General features: G+C 68.6%; 9 protein-coding genes, 1 pseudogene and 1 riboswitch. Of the genes and pseudogenes, 4 read left to right on the forward strand and 6 right to left on the reverse strand.

The genetic code is table 11. The features are described 5' to 3' along the window. The 5 genes and pseudogenes from ACN27A_RS33500 to ACN27A_RS33520 form a co-directional block, all read right to left on the reverse strand. Window positions 1-219: pseudogene (locus ACN27A_RS33500) on the reverse strand (hypothetical protein); the annotation flags it as partial. A gap of 222 nt (window positions 220-441) precedes the next feature. Further along, window positions 442-1,191, reverse strand: coding sequence for a class I SAM-dependent methyltransferase (locus ACN27A_RS33505; protein WP_421458862.1), 750 nt, complete (start codon window positions 1,189-1,191; stop codon window positions 442-444). After that, window positions 1,188-2,315: a homoserine O-acetyltransferase MetX gene (gene metX / locus ACN27A_RS33510; RefSeq protein WP_421458864.1), complete on the reverse strand. Its 1,128-nt coding sequence runs from the start codon at window positions 2,313-2,315 to the stop codon at window positions 1,188-1,190. The genes ACN27A_RS33505 and metX overlap by 4 nt, the downstream gene beginning before the upstream one ends. A gap of 10 nt (window positions 2,316-2,325) precedes the next feature. Next, complete coding sequence (locus tag ACN27A_RS33515; protein ID WP_421458866.1) at window positions 2,326-3,681, reverse strand: bifunctional o-acetylhomoserine/o-acetylserine sulfhydrylase; 1,356 nt, start codon at window positions 3,679-3,681, stop codon at window positions 2,326-2,328. 128 nt (window positions 3,682-3,809) lie between these two features. Beyond that, window positions 3,810-3,930: riboswitch (SAM riboswitch) on the reverse strand. A gap of 102 nt (window positions 3,931-4,032) precedes the next feature. After that, window positions 4,033-4,863 carry an alpha/beta fold hydrolase gene (locus tag ACN27A_RS33520; protein WP_421458867.1) on the reverse strand — a complete coding sequence of 277 codons (831 nt, stop codon included), beginning with the start codon at window positions 4,861-4,863 and terminating at the stop codon, window positions 4,033-4,035. 72 nt (window positions 4,864-4,935) lie between these two features. Here ACN27A_RS33520 and ACN27A_RS33525 point away from each other — a divergent pair, with 72 nt between their 5' ends. From ACN27A_RS33525 to yhjD, 3 genes are all read left to right on the forward strand, one after another. After that, entirely contained in the window at window positions 4,936-5,748 is an 813-nt protein-coding gene (locus ACN27A_RS33525) for an exodeoxyribonuclease III (protein WP_421458870.1), read from the forward strand. Window positions 5,749-5,827: 79 nt separating this feature from the next. Beyond that, window positions 5,828-6,847, forward strand: a complete 1,020-nt coding sequence (trpS, locus tag ACN27A_RS33530; RefSeq protein WP_421458878.1) for a tryptophan--tRNA ligase — start codon at window positions 5,828-5,830, stop codon at window positions 6,845-6,847. Window positions 6,848-6,888: 41 nt separating this feature from the next. Continuing rightward, window positions 6,889-7,929: an inner membrane protein YhjD gene (gene yhjD, locus ACN27A_RS33535; RefSeq protein WP_421458873.1), complete on the forward strand. Its 1,041-nt coding sequence runs from the start codon at window positions 6,889-6,891 to the stop codon at window positions 7,927-7,929. Window positions 7,930-7,933: 4 nt separating this feature from the next. Here the strand turns inward: yhjD and ACN27A_RS33540 are convergent, their stop codons facing one another. Then, complete coding sequence (locus tag ACN27A_RS33540; RefSeq protein WP_421458875.1) at window positions 7,934-9,145, reverse strand: D-alanyl-D-alanine carboxypeptidase family protein; 1,212 nt, start codon at window positions 9,143-9,145, stop codon at window positions 7,934-7,936. A gap of 49 nt (window positions 9,146-9,194) precedes the next feature. Between ACN27A_RS33540 and ACN27A_RS33545 the strand changes: the two genes are divergently transcribed. After that, window positions 9,195-10,021: metallophosphoesterase (locus tag ACN27A_RS33545; protein ID WP_421458877.1), on the forward strand; the 827-nt coding region annotated here is incomplete at its 3' end.

Raw genomic sequence — 10,021 nt, forward strand, 5'->3', positions numbered from 1 at the left:
ACCGACGATGGACGTGTCGGCAAAGTCCGTCGACAGCAGCATGTAGGTATACGTCGAATTCAGGTCCAGAACCCCGCTGTCAGCAACGAGTCGGTGCACCGCCAGGGCGTCGGAAGCCTCCGGGCGGCGCAGGCGTCGCTGCGTAGCATCGGGACGCTGTTGCCCGTCTTTGGTGCTCTCGTCTGAAAGATCTTTCAGCGCAGGGTTGACCGATTCCATAACTAGTTAGCTGTCACCACCGAACACGTATCGCTTTTCAGAGTTTCAAATCATCGGTGAAACGAACGTATGCGAGGTGACACGCCGACTTCAAGTTGCGTCGCCCCCCGGCGGCGGGGGCCGGGTCCCAGCCTTGTCGTCCTCAACTGGGCAAACGCTCGGGAATCGGCGTTCAAAACCTGTGAGCGTATTGTTTCCGAATTGTTACATCGGGTGGATCGTTCAGGACAGCGTGGCGCGGATGCACACCGTGACATACGGCAGCGCCAGCCCGTTGCTGCTGGACAGGGCGGGATGGCTGGCCAGCAGACCGCGGACCTCGTCCAGGGTGCGGGCCCGCACATTCTCCGGCGAGGTGATGCAGTAGCTACGGGAGGCGACCAGATCGATCAGCGCCTGGGGGGTCAGATAGCTGGTCCACTCCACCTGGTGGCGGGCGATCTCGGCAAACGGCGCAGGCAGATCGACCGTCTGGCTGAACGGGTCGACCTCATGGCCGATGATGCGGCCCAGATCCTTGACCCAGCCGAGACGTTCGTCACGGTTGTTCCACACCAGTCCCAGCCGTCCCCCCGGTCGCAGCACCCGCGCCACCTCCCGCAGGGCGCGGTCGGGATCGAACCAGTGCCAGGCCTGAGCCACCAGCACCGCATCGACGCTGTCGTCGGGCAGCGGAATGTCCTCGGCGGTCCCCAGCAGTGCCGGGGTGTCGGGCAGCGCCCCGCTCAACAGCTCCAGCATCTCCGGGATCGGGTCCACCGCAACCACGGTCAGGCCGCGCTCGACCAGCCGCGTGGTCAGCTTGCCGGTGCCGGCGCCCAGGTCGAGAACGTCGAGCGGAGCTCCCCGGCCGGGCCCGTCGTCGGGCAGCAACCAGTCGATGGCTTCCGGAGGGTAGGACGGGCGGCCCCGCTCATACGCAGCGGCTTCAGCGCCGAAGGACAGTGAACGCGCCCTGGCGGTGTCGCTCACCGGTCAGCGAGGTCCAGCGTCCGGCGGATCAGCTTCCCGACCGCGTCGGTTTCCAGCAGGAATCCGTCGTGGCCGTACTTCGAGTCCACGACGTCGAGCCCGTCGCACCCGGGAAGCAACTCGGCCAGTTCGGCCTGCAGACGCAGCGGGTAGAGCCGGTCAGAGGTGATGCCGCCGACGATCGCAGGCACCCGGCAGTCGCGCAGAGCGGCTTCGATCCCGCCGCGGCCGCGGCCGACGTCGTGGCTGGACAGCGCATCGGTGAGGGTCACGTAGGTGCCCGCGTCGAACCGCGACACCAGTTTGCGGCCCTGATACTCCAGGTAACTTTGCACCGAGTAGCGGCCGCCGGTGCCGGGATCCTCACCGTCCTGCGGGTCGTTGCCGAACCGGTCGTCCAGCTCGGACTCGCCCCGGTAGGTGAGGTGGGCGAACCGTCTCGCGATCTGCATGCCCAGCTCGGGGCTGCGGCCGGTGCCGTAATAGTCGCCGCCGCACCAGTCCGGGTCGGACCTGATGGCCGCGACCTGGCTGCTCTGGGTGCCGATCTGGTCGGCCGTCGCCCGGGCACCGACCGCCAGCACCAGCCCGGCGCGCACGTTGTCGGGGTGGGCGATCATCCACTCCAGCGCCCGGGCGCCGCCCATCGAGCCGCCGATCACCGCGGCGACCTCGCTGATGCCGAGCCGGTCGAGCACGGCAAGATCCGCGGTGACCTGATCACGGATCGACACGGCGGGGAACCTTGAGCCCCAGGCATTTCCGTCGGGGGCCGGCGAACCGGGCCCGGTCGAGCCGCGGCACCCGCCGAGCACGTTGGTCGAGACGGCGCACCACCGGTCGGTGTCGATCGGCGCGCCCGGTCCGGCCACACCGTCCCACCAGCCGGGGGTCGGATGGTCGGGCCCGGCGGGCCCGGTGATGTGCGAATCGCCGGTCAGTGCGTGCAACACCATCACGACGTTGTCGCGGCTCGGGGACAACTCGCCCCAGCGCTGCACCGCGATCGACACGTCATCGATGACCTGACCGTTCTCCAGGGTGACCGATCCGATGTCGATGACGCCGACTTCACCCTCGGGTGGCAGTGCCACGCACTCTCGAACAACATCCACGATAGTCACGTCACCATCCTCAGAACGATGCAACTGTCTGCGGGTCGGCGACGGCCGAGGCGAACGGCTTTGCGGCGGTGAAGCCCTGGTCGAGGTCGGCGAGGATGTCGTCGATTCCCTCGATCCCGACTGCGAGCCGGACCAGGCCGGGTGTCACCCCGCTGGCGAGTTGCTCCTCGGCCGACAGTTGCTGATGGGTGGTCGAGGCCGGATGGATCACCAGGGAGCGGACGTCGCCGATGTTGGCGACGTGGCTGTGCAGCGTCAGCGCGTTGACGAACGCCTTGCCGGCCTCGATCCCGCCGGCCAGCTCGAACGCCAGCACCGCACCGGTTCCCTTGGGCGCAAGCTTCTTTCCGAGTTCGTACCACGGTGAAGTAGGCAGCCCGGCGTAGTTGACCGAGACGACGTCGGGGTGTCCGGCGAGGTACTCGGCCACCCGCTGGGCGTTGGCCACATGGCGTTCCAGGCGCAGGCTCAGCGTCTCCAGGCCCTGGGCGATCAGGAACGCGTTGAAGGGCGCGGCCGCCGAACCCAGGTCGCGCAGCAGCTGCACCCGGGCCTTGAGTGCGTATGCCGGCGGGCCCAGTTCGGCGAACACCACACCGTGGTAGCTGGGGTCGGGGGTGGTGAACCCGGGGAAACGGCCGTTGGTCCAGTCGAAGGTGCCGCCGTCGACGATCACCCCGGCGATGGCCGTGCCGTGCCCGCCCAGGTACTTCGTGGCCGAGTGCACGACGATGTCGGCGCCGTGGCGCAGCGGCTGGATCAGGTAGGGCGTCGCGATGGTGTTGTCGACGATCAGCGGCACCCCGACGTCGTGGGCCACCGCCGCGACGGCCGGGATGTCGAGGATGTCGATCTGCGGGTTGGAGATCGTCTCGCCGAAGAACGCCTTGGTGTTGGGCCGGGCCGCCGCGCGCCACGACTCCGGGTCATCGGGGTTGTCGACGAACGTCACGTCGATGCCGAGCTTGGGCAGTGAGTAGTGGAACAGGTTGTAGGTGCCGCCGTAGAGCCGCGGGCTGGACACGATGTGATCACCGGCGTTGGCGATGTTGAGGATCGCGAACGTCTCGGCGGCCTGGCCCGAGGCCAGGAACAGCGCCGCCACGCCGCCTTCCAGGGCGGCGATGCGCTGCTCCACCACATCGGTGGTCGGGTTCATGATCCGGGTGTAGATGTTGCCGGGCTCGGCCAGGCCGAACAGCGCCGCGGCGTGCTCGGTGCTGTCGAACGCGTAGCTGGTGGTCTGGTAGATCGGCAGTGCCCGCGCGTTGGTGGCGGAGTCGGGCGTCTGCCCGGCGTGGATCTGCTTGGTCTCGAACGACCACCGGGACGTCGGGTCGTCGCTGGGTACGTGTTCGCCGCTCATGTTGTTTCGGTTCTCCTCCGGACGGGCTCCTGTGATGGTGAGGTGATCGCTGTTGCGTTACCGACAACAGTGCATCGGTGACCTCGCCATCAGGTGTCCCTGTCTACTCAGGGGGCCCGTTCACGGCGGACCCGCGCTTGCCGCGTAGCCGGTTGTGGCTACTCAACCTGGTTCATCACCCGGGGCACCCCACCGCGGTTGGAGGGTTGCCGGCCAGCAAGCCGGGGCTTCGCGCTGGCACTCATGACCGAGTCGAAGCGTATCGCACTGCGCTGGTGCGGTGCCACTGGGTTGCGTCGCAGTGCCGGGCGCGGGCCGGAACGCGGAGGTCGTCGGGCGTTGCCGGGGGTCTCAGCCGATGGCGCGTTGCGGGCCGGCGTGCCGCTCGATGAACTCGCCGATCAGCGCCGAGATGCGATCGGGTGCCTCGAGCATCGGGATGTGCCCGAGCTCGGGCAGACGCACCACCTCGGCGTGTTCGGGCAGGTGGCGCAGGAAGTAGCGGTTGCCCCGCGGGGTGGGGAAGACCCGGTCCCGTCCGCAGAGCACCAGCTGGGTCGGGGCGCCCAGGCCGGCCAGCTCCAGTAGGCCGGGCAGCCGCAGCGTTTTGACCAGCAGCTGCAGGTAGGCGCTGCAGTGGGTGGCGTCCTCGACCAGGGCGCGCAGGTCCTCGTCGCTGGGGCCGTCGGCCGGTCCGCTCACCGGCAGGGTCGCCAGGCGCCGGGCCAGCGGGAGGTCGAGAATGCGGGGTCCGAGCAGCCGGGCCGCGACCAGCGCCGGCCCGCCGGCCACGAACTTCAGCACGGTTTCGTACTTCGACAACGAGTGGTGCGGCCAGCCGCCCGCCGGCGCGATCGCGGTGAGCGTGCGGGCCCGTCCGCGGCGTTCGAGTTCGAACGCCACCCAGCCGCCCAGCGAATTGCCGACCAGGTGGGCGGTCTGCCAGCCCAGCTGATCCATCCGCCGCTCGATGTCGTCGACCAGCATCTCGGTGTGCAGCAGCCAGGTCGGCGACGGTGGTCCGCCGTGATGGCCCAGCATGGTCGGCGCGAACACCTCGAATCGGCCGGTCGCGCTCAGCTGGGCGGCGACCGCCCGCCACACGTTCTGGGAGCACAGGAAGGGGTGTAGCAACAGGACCGGCTCACCGGATCCGGTGTGAATCGGCTCTCGTGGTGCCATGGCCCGACAGTAAGGTGATACCGGCGGTACCGCAAGAATGTGTGCTCCGTTGCGGCGCTATGGTCGGCGGTCGTGGCTCGCGCTCTCACCGTCAGCACCGTCAACGTCAACGGCATCCGGGCAGCGGTCAAGGCCCGCTCGGCCGACAACCTCGGCCTGCTGCCCTGGTTGACGGAGACCGCCGCAGACGTGGTGTGCCTGCAGGAGACGCGGGCCGACGACGAGCAACTGGCCGGCGCACTGGCCCCGGCGCTTGCCGACGGGTGGCACCTGGCGTCGGCGGTGCCCCACATCAAGGGGCGCAACGGCGTCGCGGTGCTGTCCCGCACACCGTTCGATGGAGTCAGAATCGGCTGTGGTGCAGAGGAATTCGCAGACCACGGCCGCTACCTCGAAGTGGACACCGCGGGGTTGACGGTGGGCAGCGTCTACTTTCCGACCGGTGAAGCCGAGACTGACCGCCAACTCGAGAAGGAACGGTTCATGGCCGCGGTCGTCGACCGGATGGCCGAGTTGCTCTGCAGCGGGCGCGAAGCGGTGCTCTGTGGCGACTGGAACATCGCCCACACCGAGAACGACATCAAGAACTGGCGCGGAAACACCAAGAAGGCGGGCTTTCTGCCGCAGGAACGTCAATGGCTCACCGATCTGCTGTCCACCGGCTGGGTCGACGTCGTCCGTCAGGCCCACCCCGGGGCCGCCGGCCCGTACGCGTGGTGGTCGTGGCGGGGCAAGGCCTTCGACAACGACGCCGGGTGGCGCATCGACTACCACCTGGCCACCCCGGCGCTGGCCGCGCGGGTCTCGTCGGTGCGCACCGAACGTCCCGCCGCCTACGCGCTGCGCTGGTCCGACCACTGCCCGGTCACCGTCGAGTACGGGTGATTCGGGCGCGGCCCGGCACCCACGCGTCGACCGGGCACGCCGAATCCGCCGCGCAGGGCTCCATGGGACAATGGCGGCCATCATGAGCACGCCATCCAAGCCGGTCGTCTTCTCCGGCGCGCAGCCGACGTCGGACTCCCTGCACCTGGGCAACGCGCTGGGCGCGGTCGCGCAGTGGGTCGGCCTGCAGGACGGCCACGACGCCTACTTCTGCGTCGTCGACCTGCACGCCATCACGATCGCCCAGGACCCCGCGACGCTGCGCAAACGGACACTGGTCACCGCGGCGCAGTACCTCGCGCTGGGCATCGACCCGGACCGGGCCACCGTCTTCGTCCAGAGTCACGTACCCGCGCACACCGAATTGGCCTGGGTGCTGGGATGTTTCACCGGTTTCGGGCAGGCGTCGCGGATGACCCAGTTCAAGGACAAATCGCAGAAACAGGGCGTCGACGCCACCACCGTGGGACTGTTCACCTACCCGGTGCTGATGGCCGCCGACGTGTTGCTCTACGCCACCGACCTGGTGCCCGTCGGTGAGGACCAGCGTCAGCACCTCGAACTCGCGCGCGACGTCGCCCAGCGGATCAACACGCGCTTCCCGGACACCTTCGTCGTGCCCGAGGCGATGATCCCCAAGGCCACCGCCAAGATCTACGATCTGGCGGACCCGACCGCGAAGATGAGCAAGTCGGCGGCCACCGATGCCGGGCTGATCAGCCTGCTCGACGATCCGGCCAAGACCGCCAAGAAGATTCGCTCCGCGGTGACCGACAGTGAGCGCGAGATCCGGTTCGACCCGGAGGGCAAGCCCGGGGTGTCGAACCTGCTGACCATTCAGGCCGCGGTCACCGGCGCCGAGGTCGACAAACTCGTCGACGGCTACGCCGGGCGTGGATACGGGGATCTGAAGAAGGAGACCGCCGAGGCGGTCGTGGAGTTCGTCACACCTATCAAGAACCGGGTTGACGAGTTGCTCGCCGACCCGGCAGAACTGGAGAGCGTGCTGGCCGCCGGGGCCCAGCGGGCGCGTGAGGTGTCTGGTAAGACGTTGCGCCGGGTATATGACCGCCTAGGGTTTCTGCCAGCGAAACCGTAGGCACCGTCGCCGCGCGACGACGACAACGAGCAGGGGGTCGGATGACCGCGCCGTCCGCGAGCGATTCCGACGACAAGCCCGGCCTGATGGCCCGGCTGCGGGCCCGGATGCCGTGGTTCGACCACGTGATGCGGGCCCAGGAGCGGTACAACAGCAGCAAGGGCAACTTCTACGCCGCCGGCATCACCTACTACACCATCTTCGCGTTGTTCCCGCTGTTGATGGTTGGCTTCGCGATCGGCGGGTTCGTGCTGGCCAGCAGGCCGGAACTGCTCATGGAGACCGAAAACCAGATCCGCGCGAACGTCTCCGGCGACCTCGGCCAGCAACTCATCGAGTTGATGGAGGCCGCCATCGAGTCGCGCACCTCGGTGGGCATCATCGGCCTCGCGACCGCGGCGTGGGCGGGTTTGGGCTGGATGAACAACCTGCGCGAGGCGCTGAGCCAGATGTGGGGCCTGTTCCGGGACAAGCCTGCAGGGTTCGTCAAGACCAAGCTGTCCGATCTGCTCGCCCTGGTGTCGCTGTTCGTCGCCAGTGTGTTCACGCTGGCCCTCACCGCGCTGGGCAACACCGGGGTGATAAAAGATCTGCTGCACTGGTTGGGTTTCCAGGACTCGGCGATTCTCAGTCTGACCCTGCGCGTCGCGTCCATCGCCATCTCGATCCTGGTGTCCTGGTTGCTGTTCACCTACGTGATCGCACGGTTGCCGCGGGAGTCGGTCAGCTTCCGCAGCAGCATGCGGGCGGGGTTGATCGCCGCGGTGGCCTTCGAGGTGTTCAAGCTGGTCGCCTCGATCTACCTGCGGTCGGTGCTCACCGGTCCGGCGGGGGCGACGTTCGGCCCGGTGCTGGGTTTGATGGTGTTCGCCTACATCACCGCGCGGCTGGTGCTGTTCTCCACCGCGTGGGCGGCGACGATGCCGGAGAACATGGGCGATGCGGCGCTGCCTGCTCCCGGCCCGGCTGTCATCCACAACCGGGTCATCACCCGGCCCGGTCTGGGCCCCTGGCAGGCGGTGGCGGCCGCGGCGGCTGGAGCGCTTGGGGTGCTGACGTTTTCGCGGTGGCGCCGGCGCTGACCGCTCAGTGTTGCGGGCGCCGGTTGAGCGCCCGTGCGCCCATGATCAAGGTGAAAACCACGATGCTGCCGATCACACCCACGCCGATGCGGACCGGGAGCGCGTCGACCTCGGGCAGGACGGCGTCGGCCGTCGTGGTCGTCGTCGTGGCGGCGGGATCGGGTTCGGGTGCGACCAGTGCCGGGTCCGGTTCGATGAGGCTGCCGACCTTGGTGCCCGGCGGGGTGGCGAAGCCGTAGTCGAGCAGCCGCACCGCCTGCTCCCACGGGGCGATCGGCTGGCGGGTGCCGCGCAGCAGCACCGCCACCAGCCGGCGGCCGTCGTGGTCGGCGGCGCCGACGTAGGTCTGCCCGGCGTCGTCGGTGAACCCGGTCTTGCCGCCCAGTGCGCCCGGATAGTTGGCCAGCAGCTTGTTGTCGTTCTCGATCGGATAGGTCGATCCGTCGCGTCCGGGGAAGGTGAAATCGCGGGTCGCCACGATGTTCGCGAAGACAGGGTTCTGCCAGGCGTAGCGGTAGAACAGGCCCATGTCGTAGGCCGAGGTGCTCATCCCGGGGCCGTCGAGTCCGGACGGGGTGGCGATGCGCGTGTCGTGGGCGCCGAGCTGACCGGCCAGCACGTTGAGTTTGTTCAGCGTGGCCTGCATGCCGCCCATCTGCATTGCGAGCGCGTGGGCCGCGTCGTTGCCCGAATACATCAGCAGGCCGTGCAGCAGGTCGTTGATCGAGTAGAAGCCGCCTTCACCGACACCGACCTTGGTGCCTTCCTGGGCTGCGTCCTCGGCCGTGCCCGGTACCACCTTGTGCAGGGGTAGGTCGCGGATCGCCTGCATGGCGGTGGAGACCTTGATGACGCTGGCGGGGCGGTGCCGGCCGTGCGGGTCGCGGGCGGCGATGACGTCGCCGGTGTCGAGGTCGGCGACCAGCCATGCCTCGGCGGAGACCTCCTCGGGCACCGGCGGTGTGCCCGGTGCGGTGATGATGCCGCAGCCCGACAGGGCGTCCCCGCCGAGCGGTTTGGCCGGCACCGGCAGCGGAGCCGGGGGATCCCCGAACTCGGGAACCTCGGACAGGTCCACGGCGGGCGGTGTCGTCTCCCGGTAGGGGCAGATGTTCGGGTCGACCGCCGGGTCGGCCGCCGCTGCCGGAGCCACCACCAACATGGCCGCTGTGACCAGCGCCGATGCCCGCGCACAGTACTTCCACAAGGTCGCCATCGTGAGCGAAGACTAAGCGACCCGGGGCGCGCGATCGGGGAGCCACGCGGTGACGGGTGTGATCAGTGTTTCAAATGTGACTTATGGGGGTGAAGCTCGTGGGGCCGGCTCGCCTGCGGAAACTAAGCTGTACTCACTGTCGCATCGTGCAAAGGGCTTCATGTTCCTTCTCGTTCTCGGCTCGATCCTGGTGTTGATGCACCTCTACGTCTGGAAGCGGATGGTCAGGGACACGACCGTCCCCGGCCGAACCCGCCGCCTGCTCACGGTGGGACTCGTCGCGCTGATGGCGTTGCTGTTCGCCGCGTTGGTGGTGCCCCGGGTCTTCGGAGTCGCCGACTCCGGTTGGGTGGCGTGGCCGGGATATGTCTGGTTCGGACTGCTCGTCTACCTGTTCCTGGTGCTGCTCGTGCTGGAGGCGGTCCGACTGGTGGCGTGGATCCGGCGCAGGCGAGCCCTTCGCCCGGCCGGCCGGAGCGAAGAGCCGGCCGAGCCCGGGCCCGGGGTGGACCGCCGCGTCTTCCTTGCCCGCACCACTGCGGTCGCCGCCGGCGTCACCGCGGTCGGCCTGACTGGCTTCGGCATGGCCAACGCGCTCGGGCGCCCCGAACTGCTGCAGGTTCCGCTGCGGTTGCCGCGACTCTCTCCCGCGATGGACGGCTTCCGCATCGCGGTGGTCTCCGACATCCACCTCGGCCCGCTGCTGGGGCGCGCGCACACTGAACGGATCGTGTCGATGATCAACGCCGCCGGGCCCGATCTGGTGGCCGTCGTCGGCGACCTGGTGGACGGAACCGTCGACGAACTCGGTGCTGCCGCAGAGCCGTTGCGGGACCTGGTGGCCTCCCAGGGCGCCTTCTTCGTCACCGGAAACCA

The organism is Micromonospora sp. WMMD737 (genome assembly GCF_049179055.1).
GTDB lineage: Bacteria > Actinomycetota > Actinomycetes > Mycobacteriales > Micromonosporaceae > Micromonospora > Micromonospora reichwaldensis.